Raw genomic sequence first — 17505 nt, 5'->3', positions numbered from 1 at the left:
ATATTTCAATAATCGCTGATATATTTTGAGTTGCGCTGATATATTTCAATAATCGCTGATATATCTCCATAATCACCTATGTAAATTTTATTTACTATCTTACTGCCCCATTAATTTCTAGACTCCTCTCACAATAGTTATTTCACTAAGAGAGATACTTGTCCCATAACTTGAAAAACACATATTCATTGCACTCCGTTATACGTCTAGTTCTTCTTATTTTTTGCTGAATATACTACCAATACAAACCTTAAGACAAGCTACATTGCTTTGAGGAAAAGTAGAAAGGTAGGTAAAATATGAGCATTGAAATATGGATTACTATTATTGTATTCTTCTTAACGATGATTGTTATCTTTTGGCGACCTCGTGGTTTAAATGAGGCGTGGCCGGCAGCAATTGGCGCTGGCATTATCCTGATTACTGGACTTGTATCAAAACCAGACGTCATGGACATTATTAGTAAAATTGGCGGTGCCTCCATAACAATATTAGCGACCATCGTTATGGCGGTTATATTAGAAAGCTTCGGCTTCTTCCACTGGTCCGCAGCGAAACTTGCAAACTTAGCAAAAGGCTCCGGACGCCGCTTATACTGGTATATTCAATTATTATGTTTTCTTATGACTCTTTTATTTAATAACGACGGTAGTATTTTAATTACAACGCCAATTTTAATTCTTCTCCTAAAAAACCTTCAATTAAAACCGCATCAACAAATCCCTTATTTATTAAGCGGTGCTTTAATCGCTACTGCATCTAGTGCACCAATTGGTGTAAGTAATATCGTAAACTTAATCGCATTAAATATCGTGAATATGACTCTTTATATGCATACTGCTATGATGTTTGTACCTGCAACATTAGGACTATTGTTTATGTCATGGCTTATGTATATGGTTTTGAAGAAAAAACTTCCGAAAAAATTGCCTGTTTCTTCATATGATATTGAAGAAATATTCTTCACGAAAAACTTTCATCCGTTAAAAGGAAAAAATTCAGTTGATACGAAGCAAAAACGGACAAGGTTCATGCTAAAAGTATTAGGCTTCGTCTTCCTTATGCGCTGTCTTCTATTCGTTGCATCCTTCTTATCCATCCCAATCGAGATTGTTGCCGTACTCGGTTCACTCGTTCTTCTCATCTGGAGATGGTACTACTTACGAACGAACCCTGTCGATATTTTGAAAAAGACACCTTGGCACATTTTAATTTTTGCTTTCTCTATGTATGTCATTATTTACGGACTTCACAACGCAGGATTAACAGCAGCACTTGTCCAATGGCTTGAACCAGTTGTAAATCAGCATCTACTTTATGCTAGCTTTACAATGGGCGGACTCGTTTCCCTCCTCTCCAACGTCTTCAATAATCACCCTGCACTTATGATTGGTACAATCACATTAACAGAAATGGGACTAGACCCAATCACTTTAAAAACGATTTACCTCGCAAACATTATTGGTAGTGACATCGGTTCACTACTATTACCAATCGGTACGCTAGCTTCCCTCATTTGGATGTATATCCTGAAACAAAACAAAATTAAAGTAAAATGGAAAGACTATTTAAGTGTATCCCTTATTGTTATCCCGCTCACAACAGTCGTCACATTATTCCTCTTATTCTATTGGGTACATCTCTTCTTCGCCTTATAAAGTGAAACTTTAATCAGTGAGGGGTCTCACTGCCCGCAAATAGCAGGATAAACAACAGAAGCCCGCTTTGCTACCGTCTTAGCAAAGCGGGCTTCTTCTATATTTAAGTTAGGTACTACAGTGTGATCAATCAAGTAAAGAGGTGTAACGTGTTATTGGTATAAATGACTACCCGTTTCTTTAAATTCTTTCGCTTTCTCTTTCATTCCTTTTTCAATTGCTTCTGTCGTTTCTAAATCATTTTCTTTTGCATATTCACGAATATCATGTGAAATTCTCATACTACAAAACTTCGGTCCACACATGGAACAGAAATGAGCCGTTTTCGCACCTTCTGCTGGCAATGTTTCATCGTGATACTCCATTGCACGTTCAGGGTCTAAAGATAAATTAAATTGATCGCGCCAACGGAATTCAAAACGAGCTTTTGAAAGTGCATCATCACGCTGATGAGCCGTTTTGTGCCCTTTCGCCAGATCAGCTGCATGCGCAGCGATTTTGTACGTAATAACACCTTCGCGTACATCATCTTTATTCGGTAAACCTAAATGTTCTTTCGGCGTTACATAACAAAGCATCGCTGTTCCAAACCAGCCAATCATCGCAGCTCCAATTGCGGATGTAATATGGTCATAACCTGGTGCAATATCTGTCGTTAACGGCCCAAGTGTATAGAATGGCGCCCCCTGACAAATATCAAGCTCTTTCTCCATATTTTCTTTAATTAAATGCATCGGTACATGCCCAGGCCCTTCAATCATAACTTGCACATCATGTTTCCAAGCAATCTTCGTTAATTCACCAAGTGTTTCAAGCTCAGAGAACTGCGCTTCGTCATTTGCATCTGCAATCGAACCTGGACGTAATCCATCTCCAAGAGAGAACGAAACATCATACTGCTTCATAATTTCACAAATCTCTTCAAAATGAGTGTATAGGAAGTTTTCTTTATGATGGAATAAACACCACTGCGCCATAATTGAACCACCACGCGAAACGATACCTGTCGTACGCTTTGCAGTAATGGGAATGTAACGAAGTAATACACCAGCGTGAATCGTAAAGTAATCTACGCCTTGCTCCGCTTGCTCAATTAACGTATCACGATACACTTCCCACGTTAAATCTTCTGCAATTCCGTTTACTTTTTCAAGCGCTTGATAGATTGGTACAGTTCCAACTGGTACAGGCGCGTTACGAATAATCCACTCGCGCGTCGTATGAATGTTTTTACCTGTAGATAAATCCATAATCGTATCTGCACCCCAGCGAGTAGCCCACGTCATCTTCTCTACTTCTTCTGCAATAGAAGAAGATACAGCAGAGTTTCCGATATTTGCATTAACCTTCACGTGGAAATTACGTCCGATAATCATCGGCTCTGCTTCAGGATGGTTAATATTCGCTGGTAAAATAGCGCGACCTTCCGCAATTTCCTTACGAACAAACTCAGGCTCTACCCCTTCACGAATCGCCACATATTCCATCTCAGACGTAATGATCCCATTACGTGCATAATGCATTTGCGTAACATTTGCACCTTGCTTCGCTCTAAGCGGTTTGCGATCCATCTGCGGGAAAACAGGTGTATGTTTTGAAGCCACCTTCACACCGTCATCCTCTGGTTTCACTTCGCGCCCTTCGTATGCTTCTACATCTCCGCGCTCTAGAATCCAAGAGTGGCGCGGCGCCTGCAACCCCTTTTCTAACTCCACTTTATACTCTGGATCCGTATAAGGACCGCTCGTATCATACACACGAATTGGCGGATTCGGAACGCCGTTTGTATCGCTTTGTTCAATCTCACGCATCGGCACCTTCATACCTTCGCGTGGTCCATCCACATACACTTTCTTACTTCCTGGTAAACTCGACTTCAATTCAATTTGCTCAGCCGAAACAGACTGTTTCATAACCTTTGTTGCCCCCCTGTACGTGACAAGGACGAGATATGGCCAGCGTATGCCAAAATAAAAAGAGCCAGGTCCATAAAAAAATAAGGACCTGGCTCATAAAAGACATCATTATGTAAAGCCGTTAACTTCCCTACGCTGGTACGAGCCAGATCAGGTCCAAAGGGTTAAGAAGTTCACGCGCTTCTCTCTCAGCCTACGCATACGTTAGGCACCCCTAGTTTATCACTGATTTAATTTTCAATACTTTCTCATCATACACGATAATCTGAAAAATGCAAAGTTTATTTCTGTCGCTCTTTACGGAATCATCCAAGTTAAATAATAAGCCTGAACATAAGTCATAATCCCCACAATTATTACGAAGAACAAACTATGCTTTACTGTAAACCGGAATAAATCTGATTCTTTCCCAGCAAGTCCAACTGCTGCACAAGCAATGGCAATCGATTGTGGAGAAATCATTTTACCTGTTACACCGCCCGTTGTATTTGCTGCAACGAGAAGTACTTCAGATACACCGACTTGCTGCGCTGTAATTGCTTGTAAATTTGAGAATAATGCATTCGCTGACGTATCAGACCCTGTTAAGAATACGCCAATCCATCCTAAGAATGGTGAGAAGAACGGGAATAGTCCGCCAGTTCCTGCTAGTGCTAACGCTAGTGTAGAAGATAGCCCAGAATAGTTTGCGATAAATGCAAATCCTAATACAAATCCAATAGATAAAATTGGCATTTTAAGTTCACTTAAAGTTTCTTTAAATGTTACCACTGCATCTTTTACACTCATTTTCAAAATCAGCATGGAAATGATACAAGCAATTAAAATTGCTGTTCCCGTTGCTGATAATACATCAAACTTCAAAATTGCCTCGTAAGGAGTCGCTTTATTTACAATAGGCTCTGCTTTCATTACTAAATTGTGCAAGCCTGGAATTTTAAACTTAAATACAAGACTTTCTAACGCGCCTCCTGGAGCAAATAATGCTTTAAAGAAACTTTGACTCCAAATGACTACCATAACCGTTAATACGATAAATGGAGACCATGCCTTTACTACTTTTCCCAATGTTAATTTTGGCATCGATGCCGCTGTTGTTGCAGCTGCTTCTCTATTTGCTTGCCCAGATTGATAAATTTCTTTCGGTTGCCATACTTTTAAGAACAGCGCTAAACTAACTAAACTTACAAGTGCCGACGTAATATCCGGAAGTTCTGGTCCTAAGAATGTCGCTGTTATGAACTGCGTAATTGCAAATGAGCTACCTGCTACAAGTAAAGCAGGCCACGTTTGTCTTACCCCTTTCACCCCGTCCATTAAAAATACGATAAAGAATGGAACAAATAATGATAAGAACGGTAATTGATGTCCAGCCATTTGTCCAATTTTATGTGGATCAATACCTGTTACTTGTCCAGCAACTGTAATCGGAATACCCATCGCTCCGAACGCTACTGGTGCTGTGTTTGCAATTAAACAAAGACCTGCTGCATATAAAGGATTTAGCCCAAGGCCTGCAAGAAGCGCTGCTGTAATCGCTACTGGTGCACCGAATCCCGCTGCCCCTTCTAAAAATGCTCCGAATGAAAAACCGATTAAAATAACGAGTAAACGATGGTCATTCGTAATAGATAGTACAGATGCACGAATCACATCGAATTGGCCTGTTTTCACAGATATTTTATATAAAAATACCGACATAATGATAATCCAAGCAATTGGCCATAATCCATATAAGAAACCATATCCAGTCGCTGCCATCGCCATTGTGAACGGCATCTTATAAGCGAATAATGCCACTAAAATTGTAAGTACAACTGTAATAAATCCTGCCACATACCCCTTCATGCGGAAAACTGCTAAAGCTAAGAAAAAAAAGATAATCGGAATAAGTGCTACCGCTGCCGAAATCCAAATGTTTCCGAACGGATCATAAACTTGTGTCCATGTATTCATTGTTCTCTCCCCCTAAAGAATCCCCTTTTAAGTAGAATAACCTCATCAATAGACTATCAGGTCATCATACCTTTAAACCTAAAAATAAAAAAACGTTTAAGAAAACGTTTTCAACAACTTTCTTTTATACTGTACCATAACAATTTCTATTTAAAAAGATTTTTTTGAAAATTTTATCCGACTTTAATGGGCAGTAAGATCCCACCTCAAAATTCAGCAAAAGCAAAGAGTTTTGGTGAGGGATCAACTGCCCATTAAAGTCCGATTGGTGAGGGCTGATAATCAGTGGGGGATGAAAAGCCCCCACTGATTAAAGTTTCACTTTATTATTTAACGAAAAAATCTTACAAAATCGTCATGTTCTTGTCATGTTCATCGATAGAAGGCTCGCTACCTTTCCTGCATAATAAAGGTATAACAACGGATATTATCTATGAGGTGATATATATGAACGGAAACAAAATATTAGCAGCTTTATCATACTTTAGTGTATTATTTGCCCCTATCTTATTCCCGATTATTGTGTGGATTGTGGGCGATGCTGAAACGAAACCACATGCAAAACGTGCTCTATGGACACACATTATTCCAAGTATTGCTACATTTATTGGCATGATTATTTTAGGAGTTATGGGTCTTGGATCTGATCAACCGGATGTAACATTGGGCATCGGTACAATGATTGTCTTATGTATTTGCGGCATCATTAGCTTATACTACTTCATTTGGAACATCGTGAAAGGTATGAAAGTACTGAAAGCTTAATTTTAAACAAACGTTTGATTAATAAGAAAAAACCGTCCCAAAATACTTTTTGGGACGGTTTTTTTATCTTCTGCGTTTCTTCTTTTTTCTCATCATTTTCTTGCGTCGCGTATTCACTTTATCCGCTATAATGTGAAGCGTGCTTGCTACAACAATTCCCATTACGAACGTTACAATTTCAACCTCATGTTCCTTCGCCATTTCTATTAAATTCCCGTCGAGCGCGATTACATTTAATAGGAATAAAAACGGAGAAAACACAATTAACATGTATGCAATACGAATCACATCACCAAGTATAATTGTGTGTGTAAAGAAGGAGCGATGCGGCATTACCTTCTTATACGGATACCAAAATATACGCAGGAATCCCCATTTATTATACGCATTACTATACGTATCTAAATCCGGTGTTAAAAATGTAGTACCTACTAAAAAGCCAATTGCAAAAGTTAATAAAAAATCAAAATTTGTTAGTCCATACGAAAAGAGAAGAAACAAAACAACCGGAAGGGATATTAAGTTTATTTTCGTATGCGTTCTTCCTGATGGCATAATGCACTTCCTCGCTTACGTTCGCCCTGTCACCATGTGACAGTTCTTACCTATTGATCTAATTTCTGATCGATAAAGGATGTGTCTATATCCGAACCAAACCATTCTGCCAACTTCATTCGTGCCTTATCTTTTACATCATCATCGACGTATAGCGACGCTTGTAATAGCGCAGCCATTAACGCCCCTAAATCATCCGTATAACCAATTCCAGCAACGAAATCTGGAATCGCATCAATCGGTGCAATAAAATAAGCAAGTGCTCCAATTACAATAATTTTCACTCGTTTTGGAACATCTGGTTTCTGCAAAACGTAAAACAACAATAAACTTGCATAAATGACTGACTGTCCTGCCTGCTTTGCGACATGTTTTACCTTCTTCCAAAATGCTTCAACTGAAAATTTTTGCTCCATGTAAAAGCCTCCCTATTTTTTAAAAGAAATAAGCTACAATATGTTTTCAGTAAAAGTTCATCAAAATTACACATAATCTATCAATGAACTTTCATTGTAACAAACAAACCCAAAAAGAACAAGTGTTCGTTAATTTTTACATACTTCCCTTCATATAATAGGTTTCTAGATAACCACTTACCCATTATCATTTCTTATTTCTCAACAAGAAATTTTTCACTTTCACTTAACATTCTGCTCTACCTTTGTTATATTTTCTAGTTGACGGACATATAAACGAATGTTAAAGTTTTCTCTGGTAGTGACAAATCTCATACAAAAAATGTAAAATGTTATAGTGTTTCTCAGAAATGAATTTTGTTGTATAATACAGAAATGACGTTATGCTTATGAGTAACACAAGAAACTAAAAGGGTATGCATAGTTATAGTCGTATATGGGTGAATATAGAACCTCTAATTATGGCCAAGAAAACTATGTATTTTTTATTTTAGCATTTTTCGCTCCAAAATCGACCAAGCCTGATAGAGAAAGGGTGGAAATGAATGAAAGAAACCTTGAAATCACAATTTCAAAATGTGCGTTTCACTGCATTCGTAGCTTTAGCCTTATGGTTGAAGACATATCTTATTACACGCACAAGCTTTGATTTAAAACTTGAATCTTTCATGCAAGAATTCATTTTATTCCTGAGCCCATTAGCAGCATCATTACTGCTTGTTGGTCTTGCATTATTTGCAAAAGGGAAAAAACGTAACTATATAGCACTTGGAATTAATTTTGTCTTAACAATCGTTCTTGTTGGTAACGTAATGTTCTACGGATTCTACAATGACTTCGTTACTTTACCAGTACTAGGACAAACATCTAACTTCGGAAGTTTAGGTTCTAGTGTAAAAGAATTGTTTAACTACAAAATTATCCTTGCATTTGCTGATATTATCGTATTCTTCATTTTATTGAAGAAGATGAAGAATTTTGCACCGACAGAACGTGTAGCACGCCCAATGCGTTCCCTATACTTCGTGTCAACAATTGCTATTTTCTTCGCAAACTTAGGATTGGCAGAAGCTGAGCGTCCAGAACTATTAACACGTTCATTCGACCGCGTTATGCTTGTTAAAAACTTAGGTTTATATGTACACCAAGTATATGATCTTGGCTTACAAGCAAAATCAAGTTCACAAAAAGCATTTGCTGACGGCAGTAAGTTACAGGAAACAGAGAACTACGTAAAAACAACGCAAAGCAAACCAGATCCAAATATGTTTGGTACTGCAAAAGGGAAGAACGTAATCGTTGTCTCTCTTGAGTCATTACAAACATTCTTAATCGGTGCAACAGTTAACGGACAAGAAGTTACACCATTCTTAAACCAATTTACGAAAGAAAGTTATTACTTTGATAACTTCTTCCATCAAACTGGGCAAGGAAAAACATCTGATGCTGAATTCTTAGTAGATACTTCAATGTATCCACTAGACCGTGGTGCTGTATTCTTCACACACGGTAACAACGAATATACAGCAACTCCAGAAATTTTACGTCAGCAAGGATACTACACTGCAGTATTCCACGCAAACAACGCAACATTCTGGAACCGTAACATTATGTATCCGGCACTTGGTTATGATCGTTACTACAACGAGCTTGACTATAAGATTACGCCAGAAACGAAATTAAACTGGGGATTAAAAGATATCGAGTACTTTGATCAATCTATCGATATGTTAAAACAAGTGAAGCAACCGTTCTATACTCGCTTCCTTACTTTAACAAACCATTACCCATTCACTTATGATGACAATACAAAATTAATTGATGAATACAATTCTGGTGATGGCGTATTTGACCGTTACATGGTAACAGCTCGCTACTTAGACGAAGCAATGAAACACTTTATTGAGCGTCTAAAAGCAGAAGGTATTTACGACAACTCAGTTATCGTATTCTACGGTGACCACTACGGTATTTCTGAAAACCATAACCGTGCAATGGCACAGTTCTTAGGAAAAGAAGAAATTACTGCATTTGACCATATGAACTTACAAAAAACACCGATGTTTATTCACGTTCCAGGTCAAAAAGAAGGTAAAACAATTTCAAAACCAACTGGTGAAATTGACATTAAACCAACTATTCTAAACCTACTTGGTGTAGACTCTACGAATGACGTTCGATTCGGTCATGACGTATTCTCACCTGACAATAAAGGGTTCGTTGTTCTTCGTGATGGTAGCTTCGTTACAGATAAGTACATGTACACGAACAGTACATTCTACGACCGTGCTACTGGCGAAGTTGTACAACTACCAAAAGAAGAATCTCAACCACTTATTGATCGTGCCCAAAATGAATTGAACATGTCTGACAAAATCATTGAGGGTGACTTACTTCGCTTCTCTGAAAGCAACAAGATCAAAACTGGTGAAGTAAAGACAGCTATTAAAGAAGAAAAGAAGAGCGCTGAGTAATCTCAGCCTCTTTTTTTTATATTCCTCCATACAATTACTTATATTCATTAACTTTAACATTACATAACCTTTACCAAATATTCACATAGAATTAATGAAGTATCTCTATAATAAAATATGTAAACGAGGTTCTATATATTTCTTATCTCTCATCTGTAATAAGATCCCTTAAAGAAATATGTGAATCGTTTATTTCTACTTTCTTATAATTGTCTTTCAATATGTTTTGTTTCCATACACAAAACATTCAATAAGACGATGTCCCTATGAAAGATAGCTACCCTCCTTGTGCAGCATTCCATAAGAATGTTGCTTTTTTTTATTTAAAAGCAGGATTCTTATTTCTTATTTTCGAATTTGTATATACGAAATGCTGTAAATCACTACCACTTCTCTACCATTTACAAATACATATACGTCATATGTAAAGAATTACTCACATAAAAATTACTGTAGTGATTTTTATTCCAAATGAATGAAAGCTTCACTTTACTTATGCACTTACGAAAGGATGGGACGAAAATTGGCATATGAAAGATTTGTACTTTGGAATGATGCAGTTATTGATACAACGAAACAAAAAACGTACATAGACCTTGAGGAAAGAGGCTTGCAGTTTGGAGATGGAGTCTACGAGGTTATTCGTCTATATAAAGGGAACTTTCACTTATTAGATCCGCATATCACAAGATTATATCGCTCCATGGAAGAAATAGAATTAACACTCCCTTTCTCAAAAGCGGAACTGATTACCCTACTTTATAAACTAATCGAAAATAATAATTTCCACGAAGATGGAACGATTTATTTGCAAGTATCTCGTGGTGTACAAGCTCGTACCCATACGTTCTCATATGACGTCCCTCCAACAATCTATGCCTATATTACAAAGAAAGAAAGACCAGCGTTATGGATTGAATATGGTGTACGTGCCATATCAGAACCGGATACGCGCTGGCTACGCTGTGATATTAAATCATTAAATTTATTACCGAATATATTAGCTACTACGAAAGCGGAACGAAAAGGTTGTAAAGAGGCCCTTTTCGTACGAAATGGTACTGTAACCGAGGGAAGCCACTCTAACTTCTTTCTAATTAAAAACGGAACTCTTTACACACATCCAGCTAATCACCTTATTTTAAATGGCATTATTCGTCAATATGTTCTTTCTTTAGCGAAAACCCTTCGTATTCCAGTACAAGAAGAGCTTTTCAGCGTTCGTGATGTTTATCAAGCGGATGAATGCTTTTTTACAGGAACGACGATTGAAATTTTGCCGATGACTCATCTTGATGGAACCGCCATCCAAGATGGTCAAGTTGGCCCTATCACTAAAATGCTGCAACGATCATTTTCTCAGAGTTTGTTACAATCCAATATGTCATCTTCTTAAACACGAATAATTTCTATCCTTTCTACATTCAATATATGTATTTAAATGGAAATCAAGGTATAGATTTATGCCTTGATTTTTTCTTGTAATCTTTTTGTCATATTCAGATTCCCGCATAAGTCTTGACAGTAATCGACATGCTCTTTAGAATTTTTAACAGTTGGTAAATATTTCTTCACTACATTACAGACAGAAAGGAATCGACAAATTATGAAAAAATACCTTGCCGGTCTTGCGGCAGTGTCTGTAGCAGGAGGAGCAGCACCTACACTTGATAGTGTTCAAGCTGCCCCTGAACAAAATACACAAAAAGCTGCTACAACTGTCCAAGCTTCTGCATCAAACAGCTCATCTTATACGGTAAACGCTAGCGTATTACATGTTCGTGCAGGATCAAGTACTTCTCACGACATCATCTCGTGCGTTTATAACGGTCAATCACTAAACGTGATTGGCGAAGAAAATGGTTGGTACAAAATTAACATGAATGGACAAACAGGCTTTGTTAGTGGCGAATTTGTATCAAAAAATGGTGCAAGTAATTCCAATGTAAGTACAACAGGTGGAAAAAACAAAGTTACTGCCGATGTATTACGTGTACGTACTGCTCCTAACACTTCTAGTTCTGTTTCAGGACGTGTATATGAAGGACAAACATTAAACGTAATTGGCCAAGAAAATGGTTGGGTGAAAATCAACCATAATGGACAAGTTGGCTATGTAAGTGGCGAATTCGTATCTGGTGTTTCTGCTAATGCAGGTTCTTCAAACAACAATACGAATAATAACAACCAAGAATCTGTAAAACCAGCAAGCGGAAACTATACAGTAAATGTATCTTCCCTTCGTGTTCGTACAGGTCCTAGCACTTCTCACACAACTGTAGGCTCTGTTACGAAAGGACAAGTCGTACAAGTTGTTGGCGAAGTTCAAGATTGGTTCAAAATCAATTATGCAGGCCAAACAGCTTACGTAAGTAAAGACTACGTAACAAAAGGCGGTTCTAGCGATAACGTTACACAAGGAAACAACCAAGATAACAAACAAGAACAAAATAATAATGTAACTGTTCAAACTGGCGGTACTTACGTTGTTAACGCAACATCTCTACGCGTACGTACAGGTCCTGCTACTTACCATAGCGTAATTGGTGGCGTATTAAATGGTACGACATTAAACGTAATTGGCTCTGAAGGTAGCTGGTTTAAAGTTAACTATCAAGGAAAAACAGGCTACGTTAGTAGCGAATTCGTGAAATTTGTTAAAGGTGGCACTACTACTCCTGAGCAACCAAAACAACCTGAACAACCTAATCAAGGTGCAATTGGTGACTACTACATTAATGCTTCTGCCTTAAATGTACGTAGTGGTGAAGGTACAAATTATAGAATCATAGGCGCACTTCCACAAGGACAGAAGGTTCAAGTAATCTCTGAAAACTCTGGATGGAGCAAAATTAACTACAACGGCCAAACTGGTTATATCGGCACACGTTACCTTTCTAAAACACCAGTTGGTGGCGCAGTAGATAATAAGCCTAACAACAACCAAAATAACAATCAAAACAACAATAATAACAATACAAGCAATAATAGCGGTGACAGTTCTTCCGTACTTGCATATGCAAAATCAATGCAAGGTGTACCATACGTTTGGGGCGGAACTTCTGCTACTGGTGTTGACTGCAGTGGTTACATCTACCACGTATTTAAGAAATTTGGTCATAACATTAGCCGTCAAAGTGTTGCAGGATATTGGGGTAGCCTACCACAAACTTCAAATCCACAACCAGGTGACTTAATTTATTTCCAAAACACTTATAAATCAGGTCCTTCTCATATGGGTATTTACCTTGGGGGCGGATCATTTATCCAAGCTGGAGATAAAGGTGTAGCAATCGCTTCATTAAGCAATTCTTATTGGAGTAAGCACTTCTTAGGTTATACGAAAGCACCTTAAGTTATATTTTTAGAGCCTTCTAGATTACTAGAAGGCTCTTTTTAATGTGTATAACCTATTTACTTAAAAAAACAATGTATCTATTTCCCTATTTCATACACTATATTCTACAATAATAATCCATAACGTTATCATAATGTATATTTTCACATAAAAAACATAACCTATTTCATGTCTAATCATTTTATATGTGTTTTTTTGAAGAATTTTCTTTTTATTTAAACTTTTCGTTAGACGTTTGACCTCTGATGTCCATTATGATAAGTTACTTAAGATGTTATATTTGCAGAAGTATAGACAACTGTTTTATACATTTTTTTACTATGAGGAAGGAGCATACACTGCATGAATCTTTTATGGGGAATTGGCGGCGTGATTGGAGTATTAGCAATCGCTTTCTTACTATCTTCCAACCGCAAAGCTATTAATTGGCGCACGATTTTAATCGCGCTAGCATTACAAATGTCATTTTCATTTATCGTATTACGATGGGATGCCGGAAAAGCAGGTTTAAAACACGCTGCAGATGGCGTTCAAGGATTAATTAATTTTTCTTACGAGGGAATTAAGTTCGTTGCTGGGGATTTAGTCAACGCAAAAGGCCCTTGGGGATTTATCTTCGTTATTCAAGCACTACTTCCAATCGTATTTATTAGTTCATTAGTAGCAATCTTATATCATTTCGGTATTATGCAAAGATTTGTTAGTATCGTTGGTGGCGCATTAAGTAAACTTCTTGGAACTTCTAAAGCAGAAAGTTTAAACTCAGTAACAACTGTATTTTTAGGACAAACTGAAGCTCCAATCTTAATCAAACCTTACTTAGCACGTTTAACAAATAGTGAATTCTTCGCTATTATGGTAAGCGGTATGACAGCTGTTGCTGGATCAGTTCTTGTCGGCTATGCAGCAATGGGTATTCCGTTAGAACACTTATTAGCAGCAGCAATTATGGCAGCTCCATCAAGTTTATTAATTGCGAAACTTATTATGCCAGAAACAGAAAAAGTAGATAATAACGTTGAACTTTCTACAGAGCGTGAAGATGCAAACGTTATTGACGCAGCAGCACGTGGTGCATCAGAAGGTATGCAACTTGTTATTAACGTAGCAGCAATGTTAATGGCTTTCATCGCATTAATCGCTTTATTAAATGGCCTATTAGGATGGGTTGGCTCTTGGTTCGATATTAAACTTAGCCTTGATTTAATCTTTGGTTACTTACTATCACCATTTGCAATTTTAATCGGGGTTTCTCCTGGTGAAGCTGTACAAGCAGCAAGCTTTATCGGTCAAAAACTTGCAATCAACGAATTCGTTGCATACGCAAACTTAGGACCACATATGGCAGAGTTCTCTGCAAAAACAAATCTAATTTTAACATTCGCAATCTGTGGATTCGCAAACTTCTCTTCTATCGCAATTCAATTAGGTGTAACAGGGACATTAGCTCCTACTCGCCGTAAACAAATTGCACAATTAGGGATTAAAGCAGTTATCGCTGGTACACTAGCTAACTTCTTAAACGCAGCAGTTGCAGGTATGATGTTCCTATAAATTAATAAAAAGTCCCTTCTTTCTAAAGAGGGGACTTTTTATTTTCTCAGTATATATTAAATACTTTATGCCGAAATATAAAAACATTATGATACAATAATTATCAAGTCTGTTTATTTTTTCTTACAAAAGAGGGATACTACTTGTTGTTGCCTCTCAAAAAGAATGTAGTCATCCGATCTATTTCTTAATAATTGTGCATACTACAAGTATCCTTGTATGAATTATCTTTAAGGAGGAAAGTTTTGTGAAAGATAACTTCTATAAAGTCCTCTCTATGTGGATTTTACAAATTTTATTTTATTTTACAACTGTACATGTAACGCAATATGAGCATGCTCTCATTTTTACAATTATATATGTAATTGTTAATGTACTATTTCTATTTTTGCCTGATAAAACTGCATTTGTTTTCTTCATATTAGGAACCATTACTTCGGTATTCTACCTGTTCTACCAAGCATGGCTTTACTTATGGAGTACATCAGAACAATGGGAATACATTATTACTCACTTCCTAATGGCAGCAAATTTCTTCATTGTATATATCTCCACTCATCTATTAAAGAAGGTTATTCATGAAAATAAAGAATTAACCGAACGTGTGAGAACGTTAGAACAATACATTGGAGAATCGAAATTATTAACAAGACAAGAATTCGAGAGACGACAAGCATTATTAATCAATGCAATGAATCGTCGTAATGAAACAGGCGTTATGATTTATTTTGACTTCACTTCCTTTAGTAAATATACAAAGGAAAGTGTTATGGACCGTGTAGCTTCATTATTAGTTGAAACGGTAAGAGCTGACTTTGACCTTGTTGCTGAGTATGATAAAAACACATTAGTCATTTTATTACAAAATACAAATGAAGCTGGTGCCGATATTGTAATGAATCGTCTACAGCCTAAAATGGAAAAATGGCTTGCAGATGAGGCCATTCAAGATATTAAGATGAAACGAGAACAAATCGCTACAAAAGGACCGAAGTTATTATGATGACACTCGTTATACTTCTTTTATTCCTTCTATTTTGCGTACTCGTTTTTTGGATCAGCATCACATTTTCAATTAAGTATGTACTTATTTTTACAGCCTTTCTATTCTCTGGCTTACTCGTTTACTATTCTTTCTTAACACTCGCAGGTTTAGTTCACCGAAGTAGAAAACAAAAAGATCGTACGCTAGAACATTACCCAAGCGTCGATATTTTAATACCAGCTCACAATGAAGGCGTCGTGATTAAGGATACTTTAGAGGCGATGGCAAAGATTGAATATCCAGGCAAACTAACTGTTTATTTATTAAACGATAACTCGCAAGATGAGACACCTGAAATTGGTGACGATTTTGACAAAGCTTATGCTCATATTCGTCACATTCGCGTTCCACCTGGTGAACCAAAAGGAAAATCACGTGTATTAAACTTATGGCCTTAGTATTTCAGATGGTGAATACTTCTGTGTTTATGATGCAGATAACCAGCCTGAACCACATGCACTGCGAATGCTTGTAGAACACGCTGAAACAACCGAGGATGCTGTTGGAGCTGTTGGACATGTTCGTACTGTAAATGAAAAAAGAAACTGGCTAACACGAATGATTTCGTTAGAATTTCAAATCTTCCAGCTCCTTATGCAATCCGGACGCTGGTTACTATTCCAAACAGGTTCACTAACAGGAACAAACATGCTTCTTCGTCGCGCTGCATTAGAAGAGCTTGGCGGCTATGACCCTTATGCAATTGCAGAAGACGCTGAATTAACATTACGAATTACACAAAAAGGCTATCTCCTGCCAATCGTTCCAGAGTCAATTACATGGGAACAAGAACCTGAGCATTTAAAAATTCTTATTAAGCAGCGTACACGTTGGCTTCAAGGGAACTTGTACATTTTAGAAAAAATGTTTTCTTCATTAAGTTTCTTTAAAGGAAAACTGCTCGTCCATTCTTTACAACAAGTTTTAGTGTATGTTGTATTTTGGTTATTCTTAATCATTTCGAACGTTTGGTTTGTAATTGGGTTACTCGGGATATTCCAAATTCAATATAGCATCCCACTACTATTTATGTGGTATGTCGCATATGTTACATATGTTTCTCAATTATTTAGTGCCCAGAGTGTGGAACGAACCTTTACACCAACTAATATTTTTATTAGTGTTATCATGTACTTTACGTACGCACAGCTCTTTACGTACTTATTCATTCGTAGCTTAATTTTATACTTACGTGCAAAGAGTAAGAAACAAGTCATTGGCTGGGATAAAACTGTTCGATTCAAAAAAGACAAATAAAAATAAGCACAGAGCGCCGTATACTCTGTGCTTATTTTTTGCCGTATAAATTATATATCAGACAATACCCCTTAGCTGAAAGTAATTTCACGTCCATCCCCCAACGAACGATCGACCTTCATTTATATACGAAAAAGTGATTGCTATTTTTGTAGAACCAATTGCTTCTCTTGCTGCTCTTTGCGCGTTTCAGTCCTAGGTTCCGTGCTTTCTTGGACACTACGATGTGCCACACGTTTCAAACAAATATGCTTCCACTTTCTTTCGTAACGTTTCATTATTCTAGATGTCCCCCTTGAATGCGCTTTAAAACTATTTGAAATCGCTTACAGGAAATAATATAGCACATATATATAAACGTGACAACACATTTCCGACAATTTTTTGTCAAAAATATGAATAGAATCTGCAAGATATCGAACATTGTCGAAATGTATCGATTTTTCTCCATATAAAAGGCATACTACTAATATATTGACACTCCCACGGCTAAAGCCGCAAGCTGACTAACGTCAGTGGGATTCTTGCTACCAAAGGCGACGTCTATTTCT

The 17505-nt window shown here is 37.2% G+C and carries 11 protein-coding genes, 1 pseudogene and 1 riboswitch; of the genes and pseudogenes, 8 read left to right on the top strand and 4 right to left on the bottom strand.

All coding sequences use genetic code 11. The features are described 5' to 3' along the window. Positions 1-299: 299 nt before the first annotated feature. A complete protein-coding gene (locus PDQ68_RS19565; protein WP_061184228.1) occupies positions 300-1658 on the top strand; it encodes an arsenic transporter in 1359 nt (452 codons plus the stop codon). 152 nt (positions 1659-1810) lie between these two features. Here the strand turns inward: PDQ68_RS19565 and thiC are convergent, their stop codons facing one another. Then, positions 1811-3571, bottom strand: coding sequence for a phosphomethylpyrimidine synthase ThiC (thiC, locus tag PDQ68_RS19560; protein ID WP_000814474.1), 1761 nt, complete (start codon positions 3569-3571; stop codon positions 1811-1813). Between the two features lie 113 nt (positions 3572-3684). After that, positions 3685-3800, bottom strand: a riboswitch (TPP riboswitch). 71 nt (positions 3801-3871) lie between these two features. Next, on the bottom strand, positions 3872-5530 hold the full coding sequence (gene lldP / locus PDQ68_RS19555) for an L-lactate permease (RefSeq protein ID WP_061184227.1): 1659 nt from the start codon (positions 5528-5530) through the stop codon (positions 3872-3874). 447 nt (positions 5531-5977) lie between these two features. Between lldP and PDQ68_RS19550 the strand changes: the two genes are divergently transcribed. Then, positions 5978-6295 (top strand): magnetosome magnetite crystal formation protein family, encoded by a 318-nt coding sequence (locus PDQ68_RS19550; RefSeq protein WP_061184226.1) that lies wholly within the window; start codon positions 5978-5980, stop codon positions 6293-6295. Positions 6296-6358: 63 nt separating this feature from the next. Here PDQ68_RS19550 and PDQ68_RS19545 read toward each other — a convergent pair whose 3' ends face one another. Together PDQ68_RS19545 and PDQ68_RS19540 are read right to left on the bottom strand one after the other, a co-directional pair. Beyond that, the gene (locus tag PDQ68_RS19545; RefSeq protein ID WP_001139074.1) at positions 6359-6850 is read right to left on the bottom strand and encodes a metal-binding protein; all 492 of its coding nucleotides are present in this window, start codon (positions 6848-6850) and stop codon (positions 6359-6361) included. A gap of 50 nt (positions 6851-6900) precedes the next feature. Next, on the bottom strand, positions 6901-7266 hold the full coding sequence (locus PDQ68_RS19540; protein ID WP_016718950.1) for a YkvA family protein: 366 nt from the start codon (positions 7264-7266) through the stop codon (positions 6901-6903). 545 nt (positions 7267-7811) lie between these two features. On the opposite strand from PDQ68_RS19540, the gene PDQ68_RS19535 reads away from it, so the two are divergent. The 6 genes and pseudogenes from PDQ68_RS19535 to PDQ68_RS19510 all read left to right on the top strand — a co-directional run bounded on the left by PDQ68_RS19535 (position 7812) and on the right by PDQ68_RS19510 (position 16954). After that, positions 7812-9740, top strand: a complete 1929-nt coding sequence (locus PDQ68_RS19535) for an LTA synthase family protein (protein WP_016718951.1) — start codon at positions 7812-7814, stop codon at positions 9738-9740. A 511-nt stretch (positions 9741-10251) separates the two neighbouring features. Continuing rightward, positions 10252-11136: a D-amino-acid transaminase gene (locus PDQ68_RS19530; protein WP_049112924.1), complete on the top strand. Its 885-nt coding sequence runs from the start codon at positions 10252-10254 to the stop codon at positions 11134-11136. 210 nt (positions 11137-11346) lie between these two features. Continuing rightward, complete coding sequence (locus PDQ68_RS19525) at positions 11347-13095, top strand: C40 family peptidase (protein ID WP_061184225.1); 1749 nt, start codon at positions 11347-11349, stop codon at positions 13093-13095. A gap of 345 nt (positions 13096-13440) precedes the next feature. Then, complete coding sequence (locus tag PDQ68_RS19520) at positions 13441-14652, top strand: NupC/NupG family nucleoside CNT transporter (RefSeq protein ID WP_001051013.1); 1212 nt, start codon at positions 13441-13443, stop codon at positions 14650-14652. Positions 14653-14899: 247 nt separating this feature from the next. Further along, a complete protein-coding gene (locus PDQ68_RS19515) occupies positions 14900-15655 on the top strand; it encodes a diguanylate cyclase domain-containing protein (protein WP_061184224.1) in 756 nt (251 codons plus the stop codon). Next, a pseudogene (locus PDQ68_RS19510) lies at positions 15652-16954 on the top strand (glycosyltransferase family 2 protein). Before PDQ68_RS19515 ends, PDQ68_RS19510 begins: the two are co-directional and overlap by 4 nt. Positions 16955-17505 lie beyond the last annotated feature (551 nt).

Source organism: Bacillus cereus group sp. Bc010, from assembly GCF_027716745.1.
Lineage (GTDB): Bacteria > Bacillota > Bacilli > Bacillales > Bacillaceae_G > Bacillus_A > Bacillus_A pacificus.
Note: the sequence above shows the minus strand (reverse complement) of the source record. Positions and strands in the feature narration are given on the sequence as shown.